Here is a 26014-nt window from a genome sequence, read left to right on the forward strand (position 1 = left end):
AAAATATTTGTTTAAAAACATGGTATAAAATTGGGTTTTATACCATGTTTTTTGTCCTCTATAATAGAAATATTTCGATATTTGTTGAGTTAATAAAAGGGCAGGCTAACAAGAAAGAGAGACCAAATGTTCATCTGGTCTCTTGCTTATTATTTCGTTGGTTTAATATAAGGGACGATTTGTGCAGTAGCTCCTACAGAGGCACCACGAATAAAATCTTGATTTTCTTAGCAGGTAGAATACTATTTTAATTAAATAATGTGAGTTACTGACTTCTATATATTCCCTTAGGAGATATCACAATAAATTTTCGTATTAAAAAAGTTACGGTCCCATATTATCAATAAGTATTACTATACTTATCCATCAGTCTAAATTTTCTTTTTTATTAAGCCTGGAAAAATTATCATTATAAGGTGTATAATGTAAGTTGATTAAAATATCTAGTGAGGTGCTTTTATTGAATAGTCGTTTGCAAACTATCCTTATTCTTATCGGATTCGTGTCCATCGTTAGCTCAGTTACTATCCTCAAAGATTTTAATTACAAACAATATTTTCAATATGCAGGTGCAATTTTAATAGGAATAGGTTTTATGTATGGTAATGATAGCGACAAAATTAAAAAGAAAGAATAGAACCTTTAAGTTTACAATAATAATCTAAGATTACTTATTATTGTGAAGGAGATATCTTCCTAATTTTGAATCTATGCAATTCTTAACACCTTTTTTTATAATATTTGAGACAATAAGTCTTTGTTTCTATAATGTTCAACTTTTAGGTTTGTTAAGAACAATTATGCATATATTAATAATCAATCGTTTATAATATATGCACAAGAGAAAATACCTAAATGTTCTAATACTTCTTCGAATCACATAGTCTATCGCAATCCATTCATCCACTACTTCTATCGTTTTGATTGGTGATTTTTTAGTACGGCAATCCCAACGTTTCTTTCCTAATAACTTTTTTAATTGACTGTACTTCTTTATAATTGCTTCACTTCTAAAAAGAAAGGACGGAAATATTGAGAAAGTCATCTTCTTGAACAACTTTTACCTATTTGGTTACAAGATTAGGACTTAGTCCGTAACATCTTGTAACCAAAATTATATTGTGAATTTTTTTGTAATCCCTTCTTGTTAGCAAAAAACTATAAACCACTTTCTTTTTTCATCACAAAAGTCTTCTTATTTTACCTAAGTTACTCTCAGTATTCATTAAGAGGTTAAATAAGGAATATACTTAATTTAAAATATTTCTTTGCCTATACTCACTTTACATTGTTAAGCGCGTTGACTGCGTTGATTTCCCCATCTCCAAATTCTTTATCAAATCCATTGACCCCACGATCTATGGCTCCCTTTTTTAAAAGATTCTCTATGAGAGACGGAGAAGGACTTTTTTGGTACTTCTCTTCATATTCAGCAATTAATAATGCTGCTAATGCAGAAACTTTAGGAGCTGCTAAGCTTGAACCAACCTCTAGTTCATATCCTCTAGGAAGCCCTAAATTTGTACTGAGAGGTGTTGGAGGAAGGTTAGTTGGATAAGTTACAAGTATCCATGAAGTTATATCATATTCTTTTAATTCATTAAAAAATGGACCATAGTCTCCTCCTGGTGCAGCAAAGGTAATCCCTCCATAATTTGAGTATGACGCTAAGGTGTTCTCTTTACTTGTTGATGAGACTGTTATGACTTCATTGCTACCGCCAGGAAAATGTAGTTGGTAATCTTCAGGATACCCTCTTTTCTCAGCAATTTCCTTTGGATTTTTTAAATCAAGAGCGTCATTGCCCGCTGAAGCTACGACTACACTTCCTTTATGCTTTGCATAGCGAAGAGCATTTTGATATGCTCTTATTAAAACTTTGTCTTCCTTGCTAGTTTTAGACAAGTATGCACTAAGACTCAAGTTTATTACATCCATACCATCCTTTGCTGCTTGGATAATAGCTTGGATAATCCAACTAGATTCTGCCTTCTCGTCTTGGAATACTTTATATGGAACAATTCCTAATTCAGGGCCAATTCCCATTAAATTCCCGTTTGCAGCAATCGTTCCAGCCACCATAGTACCATGACCGAGATAATCCTGAGTATCATTTATACCAGGAACAAATGACTTTCCACTGCTAATAATGTTTCCTTTTAAATCAGGATGATTAAAGTCGATACCACTGTCTATAATCGCGACTTTAATGTTGTGATTCCCCTTTTGTAAGTTATAACTCTCACCATTGTTTGTTACTGCATTAATATCCCACTGAAAGCTATGAAATTTATTTCTTTCACTTTGTAGCATGCTAGATTTAGAAAGTGTACCAGTTGATGGTGGGATAGAATGTAATATACTGTTGCTTTGTAGTTCTTTTATTTGATTATTGTTTATTACACCAATCTTTCTCTCATAGCCTACATCTTGTATAAAATTTTTATATGAATGATTTAAATCGTATAGTAACTCCCTAGATGACAAACTATCCGTTAAAGTGACCTTTAGCAAGTTAGCTTCTTCAATTTTCTCTATACTAATGATACGGTCTTTATAAAGATTGTGGATTAATTGCTCTAGTTCAATCATCTTTGCTTGTTCCTTAACTGTAATTAAAAGAGAATTTTGTACAATGTCATCTGTCTGTTTTTCGGAGGCAAAAGACTTATTAATAAATACATTACCTTGAAAAAGCGTAAAGAAAATAAGAAAAGTTATGATAATGGTACAAAGGATTCGTCCTATTTTTTTTGCCGACATAATGAATCACTCCTTGTTTACATAAATAATATATAGACCAGTTGCTTAGATGAAATACAGAACTTGTACACATATAGGCAAGATAGGCAAACAGATAGTTATCACCTCCAAATAAACATTTAAAGAAGCCTTTTTGAACTTGCTTGATATGTACGATATAAATATCACAATTTCTATCTGCTCATATTTAAGCAAGGGGGTATATATGAGAAATATTAACATATTTATGGTAATATATATATGTATATACAAAAAATGTATATAATTTTCTAGGTTTGTAGGTTATAAAGCCTCTTACTCTAGTTTTTAGGGGAGAGTATGTTATCAATGATTCATATGATTAATTTTATAGGAGGATAATGTATGTTTTGGCGTAAAAAGGATGTACAAAGAGAAATTAACTGGTTACACGATAAGGTGAAACATATAGATTTATGTCGACTAGAAGATTATTCAGAACTTGATTTTCTAAAACCTTTGCTACATAACAAAAAAATAGTCCTTTTAGGAGAGAATGGCCACGGTGTTAGAGAGCATACAGAGATTAAGATAAAACTTATAAAATATCTATACCATGAGTTGGATTTTCGAGTTCTGGCATTTGAGAGTAGCCTTGGAGACTGTAGCTTTTCTTCTGAGCATCAAATGGACGTAAATGCGGTACAGCTTATGAAACAATCACTCTTTAAAGTCTGGCATACGGAAGAAATGGTAGAATTCTTTACATGGATAAAAGATACACAATCATATAATTCACCTCTTATTTTTACAGGTATTGATATTCAACCATCTTCTAAAGAAAGTATAACGAGCAAGGTGCTTATTCCCATATTTTCTTATATTGGAGAAACATATGGAAAACAAGTAAAGGAGTTAGAAAAAGAAATGCTGTATCAATATTCACATTCTCGTCGTAGTACCTCGACTAAAAAAGAGCGAAAAGCGAAGTATAAAGAAATGCAAAAAAGTTACAAACAACTTTTACTCCTGTTAAAACAAAATTATACTCATTTGCAAGAGAATTTTAATCAAAAGACACTATTACTTACCGAAAGAGTGTTGAAAAATCGAAAGAAGCTCATAGAGATGATGTCGTCTAATTTTATGAAAGCCTTAAAGATTCGGAACAAAATCATGGCCGATAACATTGTTTGGTTGAGTGAAAAAATGTTTACAGAGGAAAAAATTATTATTTGGGCCCATAATAACCATATTGCTAAGAGAATGCAAGGATTGATTGGATTTAAATCGACATTTTCATATGTACCGTCAAATTTAAAACAAAGCTCCTATTCAATTGGACTGTTCATGTACAGCGGATGTGCCGCAGAAAATACTCGTAATGTATATGAAGTACTTAAACCTGAGCAAGACAGTATAGAATTTAGGATGCAGAAAACAGGACATGGTATTAGTTTCTTAGACATTTCCGAGCAAAGGAAAGTATCAGAGAACGAATGGCTTTTCAACTATACATATACAATGAATGAAGGCAAAGATCTAAGCCTAATTAGACCTAGTGTCTGCTATGATGGCCTTATCACCTGCTCCAAAACGAATGTCCCAAGGTACTTAGAAATTTAAAAACCATAAATATAACATTATTATACAACTTTTACTTTTACTTGAAAATTTTGTATAATAATTGTTGAAAATAACTGAATAATGTAATAAAATGAAAAACGTCAAAAGATTATTTTTACCAATTATTCCATTTTAAGGTATATTAGGTATCATTTAACTTTTGATATACAATTTATATACATATTGAAAGGAGGAGAATAAACATGGCTGCAGCAACAACAAACATGTTTGATTTAGAAGTAAAGGTGAATCATGGTAGCTTAAATCATGCGGAACCCGATACAAAACGTACAATTTTAACATGTATCACATGCAAATCTACTTGCACTTGTGTTTGTACGTCTTACTGCACAATTTCTTGTTTCTAATAAGTTTATCAATCTCAGAAGGGAGTGCTCTCGTTGGCAGATATGTTTGATTTAGAAGTTAAAGTAAGTCAAGTTAGCCAGAATGGAAGTGTAGAGCCTGACACAAAGAAGACTATCATTTCTTGTGTTACTTGTAAGTCTACTTGTACTTGTGCTTGTACTTTTAATTGTACAATGTTGATTTGTTAATTAAAGATAGTTGTATAGTTACATCTTAATAACTCTAGTTTCTCTGTAACAAGTAATAGTTACAGAGAACTAGAGTTACTAATTTTAAGAATCAAAAGGGGAATTTTTTAATGCAAACGACAAAAGAAAGAGTAGTTGATCAAACTCGGTATAGTTCTTACAAGTCACCTTATCAAGCTCTTGATTTTTTTATGTTACGAACCCCAGTTTTTCCATTAGAAAAGTATATGGCGCTTTCCTCTATTGGTACTAATAAGGGGAGCGATAAACAAAGGGTTTTTAATGAGGTTAAAGAATATACAACGGCTGCCATAGATAATCCTGTTTTCAGAGAAGCTATAGCAGTCGCTAGCTTGCCTTTACATCAATCACTAGACAAATTGCACAAAGGAAGCTCTAAAAAATCTAAACAAATTCTCTTTAGCCTACTTAGCTACTATATTCGTATGTCTGTACGTCCTACTCCTTTCGGACTGTTCTCTGGTGTTGCAATAGGAACATTTAAGGAGAATACAGAAATTATTCTTAATAAACATTTTGAAAAAAGAAGTAGACCAGATATGCAATGGTTATGCAACGTTGTCAAGCTTTTAGAACAAGATTACACCTTACTATCAAACCTTCTTGTCCAAAAAAATCATTTACTCTATAAACATGGGGATATATTAATTCTTCCTTATCTATCTAGTCATGGAGTTAAAGAGGACTCTACTATAGATAATGCTAGCTTTAAAATTACTCCAGTTATTGAGGATGTATTAAATCTTGCAAGTTCTCCAATTAAATTTAAAGAGTTAATCTGTAAAATCCATAGTAAATATCAGGAAGTGCCACAAGAAAAAATTGCTTTATACTTAAGTAGTATGGTAGAAAAGGAATTTCTTATCACAGAATTAAGACCACCACTTCTAGGAGCATCTCCTTTTGAATATGTTCTACAAAAAGTGGAATCCTTACATCCCAATCCAATGAAAGGCCAACTCTATCAGCAATTAAATTCCATTTACCAAGCTATTAATGAATATAATTGTTCAGAGTTGGGGCAAGGGGAAGAGCAATACATAAGTCTAATAGAAGAAATGATGAATGTGGCTAAAACAAAGTATGCACTGCAAGTTGATCTTAAGATAAACACTGAGAAAACTCAATTAAATAAGTCTGTTAAGCAGGATATTGAACGGGCTGCAGAAATTTTACTTAAGATTTCTTCAAGAAAAAGAGGTTCAGAGCACATTCAAATGTACTACGATGAATTTGTGGAGATGTATGGTTACTACAGTGAGGTTCCTGTTTTAGAATTACTTGACAATGGATTAGGAATCGGTGCTCCCCCAACATACGCTAACCCTCCAAGTCTAAAAACATTCAATTCAAGTAACAAGAATACTAAGAGGGATTTCATATTGTTTTCGTGGATTACAGACTGCTTAGCATCAGGTAAGAATACCCTACAGCTTACAGATCAAATGATTAAAGAATTAGAGGGTGAAACAAAAGATTTAATAGATGCCCCAGATTCTTTTGATATTTATTTTACAATTGCTTCTAAATCCCAGAAAGCCATTGATTGTAAGGAATATACATTAGTCATTGGACCGAATGGAGGATCTTTTGGAGCAGGTAAAACTTTTGGAAGATTTGTCAATATGCTAGGTGATGAAAACTTAGAGAAATTAAAAGATATACATATTTTAGAACAAGAATTAAACCCTGATGCTATATTCGCAGAGGTTTCATACTTACCGAGCTCCAGCAGAGTTGCAAATGTAATGTTGGCTCCTTCAATTCGAGAATATGAAATACCGATTGGCACAAATTCTTCTAAAGATGCTTCTCATACTTTAGATGTGTCAGATCTTGTCGTGGGAGCCTCCTCTAACAGGCTATATTTAAAATCAAAATCTCTTGGCAAAGAAGTAATTCCAGTGACAGGGCATATGGTCAACCATATGAATGGGGTGCCAAATATTTATCGTTTTCTAATGGATATTGGATTTGAACGACAGCGTATATGGGAGCCATTTAATTGGGGAGAAGCAGATCAACTGCCATTCCTACCTCGTGTTCAATATGAAAATACCGTCCTATATCCTGCTACTTGGCGATTTAACAAGCTTGTTAGTCCATTTTCCAAGGTGTGTAATGAAGATGATTGGGAACATGCCTTAAAAGAATGGAAAGAAACATATAAGATACCACGTTATATTAATCTTACTGACTTTGATAATAGAATACTTTTGGATTTAGATAATAAGGTTCACCAAGAATTTATATTCCAAAAATTCTCTAAGTTAAAAGAAGGTCATCACCTAATATTTACCGAATTAGGTTTCTCGTTGGATGAAAATTGGGTAACTTCTAAGAATAACGAGAATGAATTTTTTCTAATGGAAGGAATTTTCCCAATAGTAAAAAGGTCTAGTTATCAAGAAAAAGAAGTAAAAAGAACTTTAGTATTACCAAATACAAAGAAGAACTATGTTCCAAAAATTAATCGTTTTAAAAATATGGGTAGTGACTGGTTGTACTTAAAACTATACGGACCTTCTGACAGAATTGATGAGCTTATATATAACGAAATAAGAAAATTTTGCAATTCAACACAAGCAGAAGGAATAGTTAAGCATAGTTTCTTTATGAGATATGCCGATCCGCAATCGCATATCCGACTGCGTTTTCAAGGAGACCCCCAGGTTCTTTTAAATAGTCTACTCCCCCTTATACATAGCTGGGTAAATTCATTAATGAAAAAAGGATTAGTAGATGAAATGAAGCTAGATCCTTATAATCCAGAAATTGAGAGGTATGGTGGACCAGACTTCATAGAGATTGCTGAGGAGTTATTCTCTTTTGACAGTAGAGTAGCCGCAGAGCTTATTTTATGGAAAGAATTAGAGGGTGTAGATTTCAATAAAAACTTATTGGCTGTAATGAGTATAGTCCATATTCTTGAAGCAAGTGGACTATCTATGGAAAAACAATTGTCTTGGTTAAATATGATTGTTCCTAACCAGAAACAACTTAAAGAATTTAGAGAAAATAAAAAGCTTTTCATACAACTTTGCGACACTGCAAATGATTGGAGTAATTTAAAGGAACATGAGAATTTAAGTAAGCTTCACAATATTTTTTCTATACGCGAGGCTACCATAAGTAATTATTTTAAGAAAGTATATAGCGCTAATTTAGATACTTTAACAAATCATCCGGATGATATATTGGCTAGTGTAATTCACTTACATCTTAACAGACTTGGTATTCATTCAACGGATGAAGAGCATATCATGAAACTTACTAAACATACTATTCAAAGCTTATTCTTTACAAAAAACAATTTAAATACATTTCAAAAACATTAGGATACAAGATTGTATATTATCTAAAAACAGTCGGCATGATAACCTGGTTCCTTAATAATAAAGATAAGTACTAGATGATCATGCCTACGTAATTTTTATATGTGTTAAATTAACAATTTTTTATACATAGTATCTATCTTTTTATTTTTAAATCTGATTAGATTGCTTACGAAATATACGTTAAATGAGAGGAAGAATGACAAATGGATGTATTATTAGAAAAGAAAGAACTAATCAGTCACTTAGAGAAGAAGGTAAGAGCATTAGCAGATAAGCTAAGAGATCCTAAGCAAGTTGAATCAACTGTTATAAATAAAATTTCAATGTATGATATAGAGGAGATTTCATATTACTATGGCTGGTCTGGAAGCGATCTTGGAAACGGATTTTCTGGAATTTGTTGCTTACTTGCAGAACTAGATAAGATGTATCCTAACGAAGGTTGGGATGTAATTGGACATACATATCTTCTAGAAATTAAACGTTACATAGAATCTCAAGGGGTGCATTCATTGTCTCTTTGGGGTGGATTAACTGGTATCTGTTTTGCTACATTAGCTCTTTCTAAAAATGGCACAAGATACCAAAATTTTTTGGAGCAGTTACATAATTTTTTACTACAAAACCTTCCTGTAGAAATTAATCGTTGTATGGAACAGATATCAAAAGGGGTTAAGATGACAGACTATGATGTTATTGGCGGACTAGCCGGTGTAGGGCGTTACTTATTGTACCATCAAAACCAAATTGATATGAGAAGGTTACTTGATCACATCCTACACTATCTAATTACACTTACTGAAGATAAGGAAGTAAACGGAGTAAAAGTACCTGGCTGGTACATCCCACGTGAAAACCAGTTCTTAGATTCAGAGAAAAATCAATATCCTGATGGAAACTTTAACCTAGGATTTGCACATGGTATAACGGGTTGCCTCGCTTTTCTTTCCATTGCTAAACTACAAGGATGTGAAGTTGAAAAACAAGATGAAGCAATTAATGTAATTGCTAATTGGTTAGTAAAATGGTCACAAGAGGATGAATTTGGCCCATTATGGCCAAAGAGGGTCAGCTGGCAAGAGCATGTCCTTAATAAATCTCAAAATAAAGCATCTATATATGAGGCTTGGTGTTATGGAGAAGTTGGAATAGCAAGATCTCTTTGGTTAGCTGGCGTGGCTTTAGAGAACGAAAAATGGAAAGATCTATCCTTAAAAACTTTTACCGGAATGTATCATCGTTCAAAAAGAAAGTATACCCTTATCTCACCAACTTATTGCCATGGTATTGCTGGAACCCTTCACTCAGTACAACTTATGCTTCAGGAATATTCAACGGAGGACCTCTTAGCATACAGAGAATTTCTGTTAAGCCAGCTATTACAGCATATCAACACAGATACACCTTTTGGAGCTAAAGATATTGAAATAGTGCAAGGAGAACAATACTCCTTTGATAAACCTGGTCTTCTAAGTGGCTCTGCTGGTATTGCAATGGTTTTGCTGCAAGCTATAAGTAAAAGAGAGTTAGAGTGGGATAGTGTATTTCTAGTAAAATAGGAGTTGGAAAACATGGAACAAGGAATTAGCTTAAATAAAATACTTCAATCTATGCGTCACGCCCTAAAGATGATGCGTTTACTTTGGCAAATTAATAAAGTGATGTTTATAGGAATTATCATCTTGTCAATTCTGCAGGGATTAAGTCCTGTAGTGATGCTCTATATTACACAAGAGCTTATAAACAGTGTTGTTATATCTTGGGAAAGCAGTTTTAAGTATGTAATTGAAATGTTTATAATCTTTTCCTTGTTTTCTGTAGTAAACGAGTTAGTAAATACAATTCACACTTATTTAACTGGTCTATATGAAACAAAAATATCAAACGAAGTAACTCTGTCTATAGTGAATAAAGCTAAGACTCTAGAACTGGAGGACTTTGAAAATGCAGAGCTGCAGGATCAGTTAAAAAGAGCACAGGAAGAGGCAGCATATCGTCCATATGCTACCTTCCAGCTCATATTAGGGATGGGCACGAATCTTATTACACTTTGCTCAGCTGCTGCTTATCTCATCACTTGGAAATGGTGGGTAGCATTATTGTTAATGGTTATTCCATTTACCTCTTTTATTTCTTTTATCAAACTGAGTCAAGCAGAATTTGAAATTAATTGGAATAGGGCTTCAAAGTTTCGTCTGGCATGGTACTATAAATATTTGCAGACAAATGATAAGACTTTTAAAGAAGTAAAGCTATACAATATAGGTGGGTACTTATTCCAAAAACTTAAGTATATTCTTGATTCATTTTATGTTGAAGACCGTTTTATTGCAAAAAGAAGACTAAGCTTGACCCTTCTTTTCGAAATAATTAATCTATCAGTAATCCTTTCTCTTATATTTCTTATTTTAAAAGGGGCCTATTCAAAAGAATTTCTAATTGGAAATATAATTGGGTATATTCAAGCTATTAGGCAAACTCACTCTACCTCAAAGTCAACAATCTTAGGTCTTGTAAGCTTTGTCCAGAATGCAATGTATCTAGAGATCCTATTTGATTTTTTAAATCGAAACAATAAGAAAGAGAAGTCAACTATGCTACTTACAAATAAAGTTGGAGGTAATCTTGAAGAAATAAAAACAGTGGAGTTTAGAAATGTATCGTTCACTTATCCTGGGATGGATATTCCTAGCCTAAAGAATGTCTCCTTTAAGATTGAACAGGGGGAGACGCTTGCTGTTGTGGGGAAAAATGGATCAGGGAAAAGTACAATCGTCAAACTTTTAACGAAGATGTATCATGAATATGAAGGAGACATCCTTATTAATAATATTCCAATCCAGAATATTGAAGAAGAGACATTATATAAGGAAATCAGTACAGTGTTTCAAGACTTTGAAAAATATGAAATGCCAGTAAGAAACAACATAGGTTTCGGTAATATCAGCAATATGTTAGACAACCAACAGCTTTTCATAGCTGCTGAGAAAGCAGGCATAAAAGATGTTATTGAATCTATGCCACAAAAGCTAGATAATCAACTAGGACGTTGGTTTGCTGAAGGATATCAACTATCTGGAGGCCAATGGCAGCGTATTGCAATTGCGCGTGCTTTTATGAGAGATGCAACTCTTTGTATATTGGATGAACCAAGCGCAGCATTGGATCCTATTTCAGAAAAAGAAGTATTTGAGACATTTAAGCACTTGATGGAGCAAAAAATTGGAATGTTCATTTCACATCGGTATTCCTCAGTACGCTTTGCAGATAAAATATTGGTGTTAGAAAATGGTTATGCTGTAGAGTTTGGTAATCACGAGCAGTTACTTAATGCAAAAGGGGTGTATGCTGAATTATATGATACACAAGTAGATGCAATTTTAAATAGGTAGATTGCTGCGCAAACACAATGTGAATTTTATTTGCATAGCAACTTTCAAAAGGGAAAAGTCGATTTACTTGAACTGTCCCTCTAATTGTTAGACTGTGTCTAACAATTAGAGGGACAGTTTTTTATGATTGTAGGTTTAAAATAAATTTTAACCGTTTGTAATAGAGTTGCACTGTTTATAAAAAATCATATCATTTTGAAAAAAGTTGTACCGTTTTGCTCCTTTTTGATTAAAGAATTCTAAATGAGTTTGAATCAAAGCATTGATACGCACATTATTTTAAACTTTTTAAGAACAGCTGTAATGGGAGTGATGGAATCTTATGTATTAGAAGAAATTGATGGGGATATTGAATCCGTAGCAAAGCAAGTAGGTAAGTTAGTTAAAAGACATATCTAACCATTTTTTATTTTTAATAGGTCTTAAAAACGATTATTTTGACACTATTTTATTTGAACATTACTTCTTTAGAAATTCCTTTGAAAAGCCGTTTTAAATCTTTGCTCAAAATCTATATTCCATTAACCTTATAAAAGAACAAAAGTGAGCTATGTTTAACTGTTTGTTTCCGAAATTAAATAACTTTATTATTCCTAAAAATCGTAGAAAAAAAGAAAAACTAAATTTTTTTAAACAACATTAATAACCATCTATCAGTCACCTTGATAGATGGTTATTACATTTCTAAGAATAAAAAATTAAACAACTTTATTATCTCTACACACTCAAAAACAAAAAAATGAGCTAAATTCTCATAAATAACTGTAGAGAGATAAAAATTTTTGTTTAGGTGGTACTTCATAACCTTAGCTTGCTGGCGATGGGGTACCGCCAGCATTTCGGAAAAAACCCACGCTAAGAGCATGCAAGATTTTATACAGTTTTTCTGCTAATCCAGTAACCTAAAACCCACGCCAGGATAGGAATGTATAAAAAATGAATAGAGTTATAGAAAAAAAGTGGATTCCCTGTGAGAGTAAGAATCCGCTTTTTCCTTGCTACCGATAATGAGACGTTATGTTAACTTCACATGTATACGGTATTCATTTCACATTTTATCTATCTTACTTAATGGTAACTGTCATACAATGAAGATAATATTAGGAAATAGTGAGGATGATTACGTTGAAAAAATTTGTAATTAGTTATGCTGCAAGTCTGCTTACTTTTATTATCATATGGTTCTTAATACCATATATTTCTGATCCTAGTTATTCTTCCCAGAATGATTTGCCTAACATAGTTGGATTCATTATAATTCTCATCATATATGGTAGTATACTAGATCTTGTAGCTTGCCTAATTGGAGAAGTATTATACAGGAACATAAAACAATGTAGGGAGTTTCGATTTGGAATTCCTGTATTTATAGGACTAGCTGTTATCTATATACTTATACTCTTTCTTCTTAAAAATCCATATTCTTCTAGTTTGGTTACACCTATTATTATGGGTTCCTTAGCTTTTTATTTAGTACGTAGAAAAATATAATTAACTTCCAATAACGAGAATTATGTAAATGAGCTGTCCATATGGGCAGCTTATTGTATTTTTTGCTTAGCGTGTTTTTTTCCAAAATGCTGGCGATACCTCATGCCCATCAACCTAAGATTTTGAGATACCCCATAACGAAAATTTTACCTTTTTACAGTTATTTATGAGAATTCGGCTCATTTTTTTCGTTTTGGAGAACAACCAATTTTTTAAGTTGATGGAGATGCATTATAGAATTTGGATGGTTTCAAATCAATCCATTTGGATGGGGACAGAAGGTAATTTCTGTTTTATATTGATTAATGAATGAAGCTTAAAACTTTAATTAAGAGGGGGAGAATTATGAATTTGACCATATTGGACACTACATTTTCTGTTATAAAATTACCTAAAACAGAAGAAGTACCTTCTTGGGCGAGCAAAGGCGAATTATTTTCTATCACACGTACAAATGAAGAACTTTCGATTGTTTGTGCTTCGTCCAATGTTCCTGATAACATTCTAAAAGACGTTGAGCATGATTGGAAGTGCATTAAAGTAGAAGGTATGTTGGATTTTGGATTAACAGGAATATTATCTTCTTTAGCCAATCCACTAGCGGATAATAATATAAGCATTTTTGCTATTTCTACTTTTAACACTGATTATTTATTAGTTAAACTGCATTCCATAGAAAAAGCAAAATCAGTATTGGAAAATGCAGGACATACATTTATCTAGGCGTATAAATACTGACTAAACCAGTAATAGAAACATAAACATTCCTTATAAACTTTTGAGTTAGGTCAGTAGGAAAGTTGAAACAATAAATAAATGTATGGGTTGGCGGTAAAGTAGTAAATATCGCTCATGGTGAATTCTATATTTAGCTTTAACGTTTACTATGCAACAATAAATTTTTAAAAAATTACTGCAACAAGATAAAAAACGTCAGTTTCCTATAAAACTCAGGAATCGACGTTTTTTTATTGAGTAATTTCTTTATGGGGAATCACCACATGCTCATAAAGCTAAAAATAACGAGTTACTCCAAAACGAGAAAACGTTATTCTCTCTGTAGAAATATACAGGAAGTATAGCGTTTTTTGACCTCTTCTATTAAATGTGCATGCTATGTTTACACATGATGTGATGGCTTGTATTAACCCTTTATTATTACTAAAGTAGGAAGTATACCAAAATAACATGATGAATAACATGTCCCAAAGCGTGTGCAATCATCGCATATTGTAATCCTAGATTCTGGTGAATCCGACCAAAAATCATTCCAAAAATGCAATTGAGTAAGAAGCAGCGTATCAGGATAAGGTTGTTCAGACCGCCAAACATCGTAATTGTTGCATTAATTTTAAATAGAAAAACGTTATTTTTTCTTGCAACAATATAAAAAAGATAAGGTTTTTTCTTTTTTATGATAAAAGTTGATATTTAAGAGTGTAACTAATCGTTTACCAACAACCTTTTCAGAGAAGGCAAAATGCCCCTCTTCTATCAGTTATCAACTATTCATTTGTAATCAGTCCTTTAAAAATGATAGCAGTGCTTCATTAAATTCTTTGGCATGTGTTGCATTTAACCCATGTGGACCACCCTTTATTAAAGCTACCTTAGAATTAGGAATTGCTTCATGTGTTAGCTTCCCACTATATTCAAATGGAACAGTTGCATCTGAATCACCATGAATAACAAGGGTAGGTATATTAAACTTGGCTAAATCTCCTCTGAAGTCCGTTTTGCTGAAAGCAGCGATACAATCTAGTGTTCCTTTAGGCGATGCACCCGCTGCAATATCCCTATTGTAAAGTCGGAATGGTTCACTGACTAAGTCAGTTCGATCTCCAGCAGCAAAAAATCCTCTCGTAAACTCATCAAGAAATGCTAGGCGATCATTTTTTACTCCATTTTCAAATCCTTGAATTGCTGCATCATCTAATACTCCCTCAGGATGATCTGCTGACTTGTAAAGAAATGGTGGTACAGCTCCTGCAAATACAGCCTTCTCTACTCTATTTGTTCCATAGTTTCCGATATAGCGAGCTACTTCTCCACCACCCATTGAAAATCCGACCAGTGTGACATCTTGGAGATCCATATGCTCTAGTAACAGATGTAAATCAGTAGCAAACGTATCATAGTCATAACCGTTCCATGGCTGAGAAGATTTCCCGAACCCTCGACGGTCATAAGTTATGACTCTGTATCCAGCCTCAACGAGAGCAGGAACTTGGTATTCCCAAGATCGACCACTTAATGGCCAACCGTGAATTAATACTACTGGCTTCCCTGTACCATGATCCTCATAATATAGCTCAATGGGTGCTTGATTTTCGGTTCCTACAGTAATTTTTGCCATTCTTCTACCTCCAAAAAATATTCTAATATATATCCTTTTCTTCAATAATCCGGATGAATCTCGTAACCTATTTATGCACGTTTATGTTGTGGACTCTAAGCATGAAACTCTATTGTTCCGATGAATTCATTTTCTGTTTTTGTAACAATTCCCCATCTAATACCTTTTTCATCATGAAATAATTGCTGAACATTCCTCATATTCAATTCTAATAACAAAAATAGGTGACTATCAATATTGTTCTATCTATAGAATGTATAGGTAAAACCAATCAATTTTATGGTAAAAATAACTATAGTTACCATCTATACAAATTATAGATAATTTAGAATTGATTAATGAATTGGTTTTCAAATACTATAAATTTGTATAGCGCTTCATGTTCTGTGAATGCTGCTATAACTAATATAACGAAAGTAGGAATTTAAAATATTTCATGCCAATTCTCCATTTGTCATAGCTTGAAAAACTCGAGCCAATAATAAGAAAACTAATGAGAAATACTTACATCCTAGGCTTTTTGTAGTAAACACTTCATTAAATTGAATAATCTAAAAATTAGGTATAAAGCTACCTCCCCCAATTTGGTATACCCTGGTATAATTGGTTGATTTTATAAAAAAGGAGGAAATATATGACTAAGACCATAGGCCTTATTTGTGGTAGTTTACGAAAAAACTCTTATAATCGAATCATTGCTCAATCATTAACAGGGATGGATGATTCCCATCAATTTCGTTGGATCGAGATAAATGATCTACCTTTGTTCAATGAAGACTTAGAAATAAGTGTTCCAGAAACAGTGACATCATTTAAATCTGCTATCCAGGACGTTGACGGTATCATTATTGTAAGTCCAGAGTACAATTCTGGAATTCCAGGCGTATTAAAGAATGCATTGGACTGGGCATCAAGACCTCGGGAATCTGCTGTTCTTAGCAGAAAACCGGTTGGTTTAATTGGTGCAACTCCTGGGGGATTAGGTACTGTTTATGCTCAAATGCAAATCAGAGAAATACTAGAAGCCATGCAAGTTCATGTTCTTCCATTTCAAAAAGTACTGATTTCCCAAGTACATGAAAAGATTGATTCCGATCAGAAAGTGCTTACTGACGAACAAACAAAACGTTATCTTCAGCGTTATTTACAACAATTTATAAATTGGATAGATAAAACTCCTATTTTAGATTAATAAAAGGAGATCAAGCATTTTAAAAAATTAGTCTAACTGTTTTTTCTGATTTTTAAGAAAATTATCGACATGTCATAAGCTTATAGATTAATTAATATTAACGGTCAGTTTAGTTACAAACTAATCGTAACAAACGAAGAAATTTATGATAATATTCCACTGTTTAAACTTTCTTCGATTACTTAATTTTTAGGAGGAATACATAATGTCTGATCTCTATTCTCGTATTAACAAAGATGATGCTGTCGTTCTTTTAGTGGATCATCAAACTGGCCTTATGTCCGGACTAGTACGTGACTATGGTGTTGATGAATTCAAGAACAATGTTTTAGCTCTTGCTCACACTGCTAAGTTTTTTGATTTACCAGTTATTTTAACAACAAGCTTTGAACACGGACCTAACGGACCTTTAATGCAAGAATTGGTTGATCTATTTCCTCATGCACCAAAAATAGCTCGACCTGGACAAATTAACGCATGGGATAATGATGATTTTGTAAAAGCAATCGAAGAAACTGGAAAAAAACAGCTTATCATCGCGGGCGTAGTTACGGATGTTTGCGTTGCTTTCCCGGCACTTTCCGCTATAAAAGCTGGGTATGAAGTATTTGCTGTTACTGATGCTTCAGGAACTTTCAGTAAACAAGTTGCAAATGCTGCCAATACGCGTATGGCACATAGTGGCGTGCAACTTATGAACTGGTTTAGCGTAGCGTGCGAATTACAACGCGATTGGCGCAACGATGTCGAAGGTTTTGGCAATTTGCTTGCTAGTAATCTTCCAGGTTATCAAAATATAATTGGAAGCTATATGGGAGCTCAGCGAGATCTTAGTAAACAAAATGCATAAATTTATTCCTAAGAAATAGCTATAAATCACTTTTTAAAAAAGTGGATAGCATAAATTTAGCGCTGATTAAATCAGCGCTCCCTTTTAAATTAAGAAGTATAGCAAAGCTTTTATTTTTTACGATTACAACTGAAACTAATAGAAAATATAATTGTTTCAAAAAACTTTATTTGAAACTATTTTACAAAAAGGAGTGTTTTATTATGAGTAATTTAGAATTGTTAAATCCGGAGAACAGTGCATTAATTTTGATCGATTTTCAGCCTCAAATGACTTTTGGAGTTGCAAGCATTGACAGACAAACATTGATTAATAACGTTATGCTGCTTGCTAAATCAGCAAAAACTTTTAACGTACCTACTATTCTTACTACAGTTGAAACACGCAGCTTTTCTGGTTATTTTTGGCCACAAATTCTTGACATATTCCCAAACCATGAAATTATAGAACGTAGTTCAATGAACTCTTGGGAAGATTCAAAATTTGTTGAGGCAGTTAAAGCAACAGGTAGAAAGAAATTGATATTTGCAGCACTTTGGACTGAAGTTTGCCTTGCATTCCCTGTGCTTGAAGCAATTAAAGCTGGCTATGAAGTTTATGCAGTTGATGATGCTTCAGGTGGTACTAGTTTGACAGCACATAACGCTGCTATGCGTCGTGTAGAACAAGCTGGAGCAATTCCAGTGACAGCAATTCAAGTTTTACTTGAATACCAACGTGACTGGGCACGCAAAGACACTTATGATGCTGTTATGGAAATTGTAAAAGAACACACTGGCGCTTATGGTCAAGGCGTGGAATACGCATATACTATGGTACATGGCGTGCTTCCAAGCAGGAAAATATGAAACAAGAAAGAGTAACTGTCGGAGGAACTCATACAGGGAACACGATGGATGCTGGCGGTCCAGTAACAACGATTGTTACATGGGAAATTCAAGAAGGTAGAGAAAAACAGTTTGAAACATGGAGACATGAAATCGAAGCTGCCGCTACTAAATTCCCAGGGCATTTAGGCGTAAATCTAATAGTCCCCAATAACGGATCCAGAGAGTATACTGTTATTTTTCGCTTTGATACGTATGAGCATCTACGTGCTTGGCAAGAATCAGATATTCGTCGAGATTTGTTAAAAAAGGCAGAACAATTTCAAGCTACTAATCCAACTTACAAAACTGAAAGCAGTTTGGCTTATTGGTTTGTTACTCCGAAAACGCCAGTTCCACCGCCAAAATGGAAAATGTCTATTGTTACCGTTCTTGGTGTATGGCCTCTTAGCATGTTGGTTCCTAAAGTGATAGGACCTATTATAAAAAATATGAATCCTATTATTTCAGCTTTTTTTGTTTCTGTATGTATAGTGTCCTTGCTATCATGGGTAGTAATGCCGATTCTCGGTAAAATATTTCATCCATGGTTACAGAATAATAGGAAGTAGACGAGGTGTGAACATGAATTTACCGGATATGATCTTATATAACGGAAAAATCACTACCCTTGACCCATCTCAACCTGAGGTATCGGCTATCGCCATAACTGATGGTTTAGTCACTGCAGTAGGTGGAGATGAACTTCTTGATAGTGCCACAGAAAAAACCAAAAAAATAGACCTTAAAAGAAAGAGAGCTATTCCGGGCTTGAATGACTCTCATATACACGTTATTCGTGGCGGTCTTCATTATAATATGGAATTGCGCTGGGAAGGTGTGCCATCACTTGCTATTGCTCTGGAAATGCTTAGAGAGCAGGCAAGGCGTACACCTGCTCCTCAGTGGGTAAGAGTAGTTGGAGGTTGGTCTGAATTTCAATTTAAAGAGAGACGGATGCCAACTTTGGAAGAGATTAATGCTGTTTCTGAATACACGCCTGTCTTTGTGCTACATCTTTACGATAGAGCACTTGTAAATCGTGCAGGGCTGCGTGCACTGGGATACACAAAAGATACCCCAGACCCTCCGGGCTGTTTAATTGAGCGGGATAAACGAGGTAATCCAACGGGTCTTTTAATTGCCAATCCTAACGCTTCTATTCTTTATTCAAGTTTGGGTAGAGCTCCAGTACTTAATTTTGACGACCAGATTAACTCAACTCGCCATTTTATGCGCGAATTAAATAGATTAGGTATCACAAGTGCCATTGACGCAGGTGGTGGATTCCAAAATTATCCTGATGATTACAAAGTTGTTGAACATTTAGCCGAGAAGGATCAATTAACTTTACGTATTGCGTATAATCTATTTACGCAAAATCCAAATCATGAATATGAAGACTTTGCTTCATGGGCAAAAATTGTTTCTCCGGGTCAAGGAAATGATAAGTATAAAATGAATGGTGCCGGAGAAATGTTAGTATTCTCGGCAGCCGATTTTGAAAAATTTCAAATGCCGCGGCCCGAACTAGCTACGGTGATGGAAGCTGACTTAAAGAAAGTAATTTCTCTATTGGTGGAAAACCGTTGGCCATTCCGTTTACATGCAACTTATGACGAGTCAATAACACGTTTCTTAAATGTTTTTGAGGAAGTCAACAGAGAAATTCCTTTTAATGGTCTACGCTGGTGGTTTGACCATGCAGAAACAATCTCAGATCGTAGTATGGAACGTGTTAAGGCTTTAAATGGCGGTATTGCCATCCAAGACCGCATGGCTTTCCAAGGTGAATACTTTGTTGATTTATACGGAAAGGAAGCTGCAAAGCGTACTCCTCCGATTTATCGTATGCTAGACCTGGGTATACCTGTTGGCGCCGGTAGTGATGCAACCAGGGTTTCCAGCTATAACCCTTGGGTTGCTCTTTACTGGATGGTTGCCGGAAAAACCATTGGTGGTCTTTCGATATACGATGAAAAGAATAAACTTGACAGAAAAGTAGCCCTGGAACTATATTCCAAAGGAAGTGCGTGGTTCTCTGGTGATGAAGGTAAAAAGGGAACCCTTGCAGTAGGTCAGTTTGCTGATATTGCTGTATTGTCTGCTGACTACTTTACTGTGCCAGAAGAAGAAATCAAAGACCTTGAATCATTACTCACCATTATGGGTGGGCAGGTTGTTTATGGAAATGATGAATTTAAAAATTTATCACCTGAATTGCCGCCAGCATCACCTGATTGGGCACCGACGGGAGTTTATGGTTATGGTGGTGCTAACCTAGCCCACAATATACTTTCTCACGATGCCCATGATCACAAGTTACATAGTTGCAGTAACCCTCTCCATCAACACACTCATACCGTAATAGGAAAAGATGGAACTAAATGGGGTATTGGTTGTACTTGCTTTGCTTTCTAAGTCAGAACCACTGGTCTAATGCCGGTGGTTTTCTTTCTACAATAAGGGTTTGGGGCCGAAGACGGACCCAAATAGTAATGGTATTAAGATCATAATGGTAATATGGGTTCTGGTGCAAATAATATGTAGATTCGAAATAGCAGTGTATCCCTAACGGAATCTATTACTATGCGGTAAGACCGAAGAGTTGATTGATTAACTTGATTTGTTTTTTGACAGACTTCTCTCCTTGCAAAGTCTGTCCTTTTTATATCCGCTATCTTAATCGCCTATTTTATACCAAGGGATGCAAATAAGAAACCTGAAGGATCTGTTTTCTCTTGTTTTATTAAAATTGGAGTAATATTTAATAAAAAAGACTTACCTATTTGCTATATTATTTCAACAGTGCTCTTTATTTCACTAGTTGGCTATTATAGAACCCTAGAACGTTATCTAAGTGGTCCTAATTTTGGATTAACCCACTGGCAAATACTAATGATTCGAGCTCAAATCATTGTCTACCATGACTCCTTTATGACGGACAGATACAGTTCCTTCTATATAAATACTTTAAGTAATTTATATTTTTAAGCACCTTTTCTCTTGGAACATTTCCATAATCCGCTATGATTCCGACTATTTCAATTTCTTTAGTAAAAAAAGAATATATGAGTGCTATTGCATCATCAATTCCAAAATCACCAAAAAGTAAAATTTTTTGTTTCATTTTTCCCTCTTCCTTTAGATTTTGTTTGATATTTTGATATTTTTCTAAGCAATGAATATTTCTTTATATAATTTATACCTTACAACGAGCAATTATTAATAATAAGGTTCTGGTGCAAAAATAAAATAAAAGAGGTAGGACCTGAATTTCCTACTAAATTACAGATTATGATGTGATATCAAATAACTTATTCCTTGATGAAGTTTCTTCTTTTTCATCAAATGCATCGTTTCGACTAAAAAAGAATAAAAAATGAATTGAATTTCTATATGAAGGGCAAAGTGTAATTTAAATAGAGAAAATGTTGACAACTAAAATTTTTTATTATATGATTATCTCAAATTCGAGATAATTTAAAAGGAATTGATAATATGGATAGGAACGATAGCGAAGATTTATCTCTAAAATTGTTTGTTATATTCTCACGAGCAGGACAGACAATAACAAAGCGTATCGAAGAAGATATAAAGAGTTACGGACTTAATCCTACCGAATTTGCAGTTCTTGAGTTACTATTTAATAAAGGGGATCAACCTATACAAAAAATTGGTGGCAAAATATTACTCGCAAGTAGCAGTATTACGTACGTTGTTGATAAGCTGGAAAAAAAACAGCTTTTAGTACGGAGGCCGTGTCCTAAAGATCGTCGTGTAACGTATGCAACAATTACATCAGAGGGAATTGAACTAATGAAAATAATATTCCCTAAGCATGAAGAAGCAATTCAACAAATATTTGGCGGTTTAAATCATGAAGAAAAAAAGATGATGATTGAGCAGTTAAAAAAATTAGGATACTATGCGCAAAGCCTATAATTTTTTTAGCAGATATCTCGAATTCGAGATAAACTAAATTTCAAGTAATCTATAAAAAGAATAAAATCGTTCTTCTTTTTATAGCATGCTTAAATAGATGTTATTTTTTTAGAAATTATCTCGAATTCAAGATGATTTAATCCGAGATAATTTCCGTGATTTGAATATGACTAAGTCTTATGGAAAAAAGTAATTATGAACTAATCTAAAAAGAATACGACAATAGTTAGTGTTTAAGATTAATGTTTTTAAATAACGAAATGAAAAATGAAAAGGAGTGTACAAAATGAACAAGAAAACTATGGGAATTCATCATATCACAGCAATTGTAGGTCATCCGCAAGAGAATGTAGATTTTTATGCAGGGGTTCTAGGATTACGTTTAGTAAAACAAACAGTAAATTTTGATGACCCAGAAACATATCATCTATATTTTGGTGATGAAGGGGGAAAACCAGGAACGATTATCACTTTCTTCCCATGGGCAGGTGCTCGTCAAGGTATCATTGGAGATGGACAGGTGGGGGTGACGTCTTATGTTGTTCCGAAGGGGGCCTTGGCATTTTGGGAAAAAAGGTTGGAAAAGTTCAAAATTTCGTATACAAAAATGGAGCGCTTTGGAGAACAGTATTTAGAATTCGATGATCCACATGGCTTGCATTTAGAGATTGTTGAAAGAGAAGAAGGTGAAGTAAACAATTGGGCTTTTGGAGAAATTACACCAGAAGTTGCGATTAAAGGATTTGGTGGTGCAACCCTTCTATCTGCTCAACCAAATAAAACTGCTGAGTTATTGGAGCATGTAATGGGACTTGAAAAAGTTGGAGAAGAAGGTGATTTTGTTCGATTCCGCTCTTCAGCTGAGATTGGAAATATTATTGACCTCAAATTAACATCTATAGGTCGTGGGCAAATGGGCGTAGGTACAGTTCATCATATTGCATGGCGAGCTAGTGATGATCAAGATCAACTAGATTGGAGAGAACATGTTTCACGCTTTGGATATGGTGTAACACCTGTACGAGATAGAAATTATTTTAATGCGATTTATTTTAGAGAGCATGGAGAAATCTTATTTGAAATTGCTACAGATCCTCCGGGATTTGCACATGACGAATCACAAGAAACAATGGGTGAGAAGCTAATGTTACCTGAACAGTATGAGCCTTATAGAAAACAACTCGAACAAGTATTATTACCATTTGAAATAAGAGAATTAGATTAATTTCATGAAGGGAATGTTTTTTTTGCTATCAATAGATCCATCCAAAAATACGGAAAGAGAAAATTATAAGTTTCTAATTGGAAGTATTATTCCAAGACCAATTGCTTTTGTTACTACAATCTCAAAGGAACATATTTTAAATGGGGCGCCTTTTAGTTACTTTAATATTGTTTCTTCTAATCCTCCAATGATTTCATTAGCAATTCAACGGTCAGAGGGGAGACAAAAGGATACAGCAAAAAACATTCTCGATAGTAAGGAATTTGTCATTCATATTGTGGATGAACAAAATGTAGAAATGGTGAATCAAACAGCTGTTAATCTACCTCCTACTCAAAGTGAAATTGAACTTGCCAATTTTACTCCAATTGCAAGTGAAAAGGTTTCTGTACCAGGAGTACAGGAAGCTAAAATTCGAATGGAGTGTGTACTAGAGCGCTCACTAGAATTAGGGGGTTCGGATTCTCCAGGATGTGATTTGGTTATAGGAAAAGTCGTTCAGTTCCATATCGAAAATGAGATTTACGAAAAGGGCAGAATTGATCCAAAAGGATTGGGAGCAGTGAGTCGATTGGCAGGTCATAATTATGCGAAAATAGGTGAAATTTTTTCCATTGAACGCCCAAAATAAAATGAATATAGCCTATTAATGAAATGGAGAGAGAGTTATGCCGAATAAAATATCAGGGATTCATCATATTTCTGCAATGGTAAATGATGCACAACGAACAATTGATTTTTATGCGGGAGTTCTGGGTCTGAGATTGATAAAAAAAACAATTAATTTTGATCGGCCAGAAGTGTATCATCTGTACTTTGGGAATGCATCTGGTGAGCCAGGGACGGTCATTACATTCTTCCCATGGCCCAAACAGTTAAAAGGGCGTATTGGGACAGGACAAGTTGGTGTAACTGGCTATATGATACCAACTGGATCTATGCCATTTTGGGAGGAACGCTTGAAGAAATTCAACGTTGAGTATGTATCATCTGTTCGTTTTGGAGAAACATATTTACAATTTCAAGATCCGGATGGTCTTCAAATTGAGTTGGTAGAACGAGAAGGGGGCCCACAAAATACGTGGAGCTTTGGAGGAATTAGAGTAGAAAATGCGATTCAAGGATTTAGTGGTGCCACTTTATATTCTGCGAAACCACATCAAACAGCTGAATTACTAGAACATGCATTTGGATTAGAGTGTATCGGACAAGAAACAGAGTTCTTACGGTTTCAGTCAGAATCGGAGATTGGAAATACAATTGATATCAAATTAACTGCATCAGTCCGAGGGCTAATGGGAGCAGGAACTGTTCATCATATTGCATGGCGTGCAAAAAATGAAGAAGAACATCAAGAGTGGTGGTCTATGCTTAAAGAAAAAGGATATTATCCGACTGAAATTCTAGATCGAAATTATTTCAAGGCTCTATATTTTCATGAGGCGGGTGGTATTTTATTCGAAATAGCAACGGATTCACCAGGTTTTACGGTTGATGAATCGATCGATGAATTAGGTGAAAAACTTATGTTACCATCTTGGTTAGAGGAAAAACGAAACGAATTAGAACAACTCTTACCTTCTATTGAGGTGCGAGGTTTGGAAGGGGATAAATAATGAAACATATTTTTCATAAAGGGAAAGACCTAACAAAACCAACACTATTATTACTTCATGGTACGGGTGGAAATGAGTTAGATTTATTACCACTTGCGGGCAGAATTGATGAAGATGCCTCTGTATTAAGTGTTCGTGGGAATGTGTTAGAGAACGGAATGCCTCGTTTTTTTCGAAGATTGGCTGAGGGTGTTTTTGATGAAGAGGATCTTATTTTTCGTACAAAAGAATTAAATGAATTTCTTGATGAAGCCGCAGTGACATATGATTTTGATAGAGAAAATATAATAGCTATCGGTTATTCAAACGGAGCAAATATTGCAGCAAGTTTATTATTCCATTATCAAAATGCATTAAAAGGTGCCATTCTTCATCATCCTATGGTACCGAGAAGAGGAGTAGTGCTTCCAGATTTATCAGGTAAATCTGTATTTATTGCAGCAGGAACGAATGATCCAATTTGTTCATCTATGGAATCAGAAGAATTACAAGCATTATTAGAAAAAGCAAATGCTAATGTAATAATACATTGGGAAAATAGAGGACATCAGTTGACTGTGAGTGAAGTTGAAAAGGCGTCTCAATGGTATCACAACTTGTTGCAAACATTATAAATTGGGCTCTGGTGCAAAAATAAAAGAGAATAAAGCACATATATTCCTAACGGAATCGTATCTTATGCTGCATGTCCAAACAATTGATGGATGAATTCTTTTTGGTTTTGGACAGACTGGTTGGACTTATCCCCGTCAAGTAGACAACTGTAAAAAAGACTATGCAGCCATCGAAATTCGATATTCGATCGGAGCTCGATGATT

22 protein-coding genes and 2 pseudogenes are annotated in these 26014 nt (G+C 34.3%); 20 read left to right on the forward strand and 4 right to left on the reverse strand.

The window, feature by feature from the left end:
* A partial coding sequence (locus LRP84_RS20215) for a hypothetical protein (protein ID WP_230576730.1) occupies positions 1 to 251 on the forward strand: 251 nt, incomplete at its 5' end.
* Between the two features lie 1027 nt (positions 252 to 1278).
* Here the strand turns inward: LRP84_RS20215 and LRP84_RS20220 are convergent.
* A complete protein-coding gene (locus LRP84_RS20220; RefSeq protein WP_230576731.1) occupies positions 1279 to 2763 on the reverse strand; it encodes a S8 family peptidase in 1485 nt (494 codons plus the stop codon).
* A 363-nt stretch (positions 2764 to 3126) separates the two neighbouring features.
* Here LRP84_RS20220 and LRP84_RS20225 point away from each other — a divergent pair, with 363 nt between their 5' ends.
* The 9 genes from LRP84_RS20225 (at position 3127) to LRP84_RS20260 (ending at position 13869) form a co-directional block, all read left to right on the forward strand.
* Complete coding sequence (locus tag LRP84_RS20225; protein ID WP_230576732.1) at positions 3127 to 4347, forward strand: erythromycin esterase family protein; 1221 nt, start codon at positions 3127 to 3129, stop codon at positions 4345 to 4347.
* Between the two features lie 203 nt (positions 4348 to 4550).
* Positions 4551 to 4715, forward strand: a complete 165-nt coding sequence (locus LRP84_RS20230) for an FDLD family class I lanthipeptide (protein WP_230576733.1) — start codon at positions 4551 to 4553, stop codon at positions 4713 to 4715.
* Between the two features lie 42 nt (positions 4716 to 4757).
* Positions 4758 to 4904, forward strand: coding sequence for an FDLD family class I lanthipeptide (locus tag LRP84_RS22605; protein ID WP_367890495.1), 147 nt, complete (start codon positions 4758 to 4760; stop codon positions 4902 to 4904).
* 110 nt (positions 4905 to 5014) lie between these two features.
* Positions 5015 to 8263 (forward strand): lantibiotic dehydratase, encoded by a 3249-nt coding sequence (locus LRP84_RS20235; RefSeq protein WP_230576734.1) that lies wholly within the window; start codon positions 5015 to 5017, stop codon positions 8261 to 8263.
* A gap of 203 nt (positions 8264 to 8466) precedes the next feature.
* Positions 8467 to 9822, forward strand: coding sequence for a lanthionine synthetase C family protein (locus LRP84_RS20240; protein ID WP_230576735.1), 1356 nt, complete (start codon positions 8467 to 8469; stop codon positions 9820 to 9822).
* Between the two features lie 12 nt (positions 9823 to 9834).
* Positions 9835 to 11655, forward strand: a complete 1821-nt coding sequence (locus tag LRP84_RS20245; RefSeq protein ID WP_230576736.1) for an ABC transporter ATP-binding protein — start codon at positions 9835 to 9837, stop codon at positions 11653 to 11655.
* A 243-nt stretch (positions 11656 to 11898) separates the two neighbouring features.
* Positions 11899 to 12054 carry a TetR family transcriptional regulator gene (locus LRP84_RS20250; protein WP_230576737.1) on the forward strand — a complete coding sequence of 52 codons (156 nt, stop codon included), beginning with the start codon at positions 11899 to 11901 and terminating at the stop codon, positions 12052 to 12054.
* A 717-nt stretch (positions 12055 to 12771) separates the two neighbouring features.
* On the forward strand, positions 12772 to 13146 hold the full coding sequence (locus LRP84_RS20255) for a hypothetical protein (protein WP_437438799.1): 375 nt from the start codon (positions 12772 to 12774) through the stop codon (positions 13144 to 13146).
* A gap of 345 nt (positions 13147 to 13491) precedes the next feature.
* Positions 13492 to 13869, forward strand: a complete 378-nt coding sequence (locus LRP84_RS20260) for an ACT domain-containing protein (protein ID WP_097990214.1) — start codon at positions 13492 to 13494, stop codon at positions 13867 to 13869.
* A 796-nt stretch (positions 13870 to 14665) separates the two neighbouring features.
* Here LRP84_RS20260 and LRP84_RS20265 read toward each other — a convergent pair.
* Positions 14666 to 15502 carry an alpha/beta fold hydrolase gene (locus tag LRP84_RS20265; RefSeq protein ID WP_230576739.1) on the reverse strand — a complete coding sequence of 279 codons (837 nt, stop codon included), beginning with the start codon at positions 15500 to 15502 and terminating at the stop codon, positions 14666 to 14668.
* Positions 15503 to 16136: 634 nt separating this feature from the next.
* Here LRP84_RS20265 and LRP84_RS20270 point away from each other — a divergent pair.
* The 5 genes from LRP84_RS20270 (at position 16137) to LRP84_RS20290 (ending at position 20831) form a co-directional block, all read left to right on the forward strand.
* Positions 16137 to 16694: an NADPH-dependent FMN reductase gene (locus LRP84_RS20270; protein WP_230576740.1), complete on the forward strand. Its 558-nt coding sequence runs from the start codon at positions 16137 to 16139 to the stop codon at positions 16692 to 16694.
* 205 nt (positions 16695 to 16899) lie between these two features.
* Positions 16900 to 17544: an isochorismate family cysteine hydrolase YcaC gene (ycaC, locus tag LRP84_RS20275; RefSeq protein ID WP_230576741.1), complete on the forward strand. Its 645-nt coding sequence runs from the start codon at positions 16900 to 16902 to the stop codon at positions 17542 to 17544.
* Positions 17545 to 17747: 203 nt separating this feature from the next.
* A complete protein-coding gene (locus LRP84_RS20280; protein ID WP_230576742.1) occupies positions 17748 to 18392 on the forward strand; it encodes a hydrolase in 645 nt (214 codons plus the stop codon).
* Positions 18389 to 18982 (forward strand): antibiotic biosynthesis monooxygenase, encoded by a 594-nt coding sequence (locus LRP84_RS20285; protein ID WP_230576743.1) that lies wholly within the window; start codon positions 18389 to 18391, stop codon positions 18980 to 18982. Before LRP84_RS20280 ends, LRP84_RS20285 begins: the two co-directional genes overlap by 4 nt.
* A 13-nt stretch (positions 18983 to 18995) precedes the next feature.
* The gene (locus LRP84_RS20290; RefSeq protein ID WP_230576744.1) at positions 18996 to 20831 is read left to right on the forward strand and encodes an amidohydrolase; all 1836 of its coding nucleotides are present in this window, start codon (positions 18996 to 18998) and stop codon (positions 20829 to 20831) included.
* Positions 20832 to 20997: 166 nt separating this feature from the next.
* Here the strand turns inward: LRP84_RS20290 and LRP84_RS20295 are convergent.
* Positions 20998 to 21078, reverse strand: a pseudogene (locus LRP84_RS20295) (IS6 family transposase); the annotation flags it as partial.
* Positions 21079 to 21366: 288 nt separating this feature from the next.
* Positions 21367 to 21540: pseudogene (locus LRP84_RS20300) on the reverse strand (nucleoside hydrolase); the annotation flags it as partial.
* A 371-nt stretch (positions 21541 to 21911) separates the two neighbouring features.
* Here LRP84_RS20300 and LRP84_RS20305 point away from each other — a divergent pair.
* The 5 genes from LRP84_RS20305 (at position 21912) to LRP84_RS20325 (ending at position 25810) form a co-directional block, all read left to right on the forward strand.
* Positions 21912 to 22355 carry a MarR family winged helix-turn-helix transcriptional regulator gene (locus LRP84_RS20305; protein ID WP_230576745.1) on the forward strand — a complete coding sequence of 148 codons (444 nt, stop codon included), beginning with the start codon at positions 21912 to 21914 and terminating at the stop codon, positions 22353 to 22355.
* A 286-nt stretch (positions 22356 to 22641) separates the two neighbouring features.
* Entirely contained in the window at positions 22642 to 23580 is a 939-nt protein-coding gene (locus LRP84_RS20310; RefSeq protein ID WP_230576746.1) for a ring-cleaving dioxygenase, read from the forward strand.
* A gap of 22 nt (positions 23581 to 23602) precedes the next feature.
* Positions 23603 to 24211, forward strand: coding sequence for a flavin reductase family protein (locus LRP84_RS20315; protein ID WP_230576747.1), 609 nt, complete (start codon positions 23603 to 23605; stop codon positions 24209 to 24211).
* 37 nt (positions 24212 to 24248) lie between these two features.
* Entirely contained in the window at positions 24249 to 25196 is a 948-nt protein-coding gene (locus tag LRP84_RS20320) for a ring-cleaving dioxygenase (protein WP_230576748.1), read from the forward strand.
* Entirely contained in the window at positions 25193 to 25810 is a 618-nt protein-coding gene (locus tag LRP84_RS20325) for an alpha/beta hydrolase (RefSeq protein ID WP_230576749.1), read from the forward strand. Before LRP84_RS20320 ends, LRP84_RS20325 begins: the two co-directional genes overlap by 4 nt.
* Positions 25811 to 26014: the final 204 nt, after the last annotated feature.

The sequence above is a fragment of the Bacillus rhizoplanae genome, assembly GCF_917563915.1.
GTDB lineage: Bacteria > Bacillota > Bacilli > Bacillales > Bacillaceae_G > Bacillus_A > Bacillus_A rhizoplanae.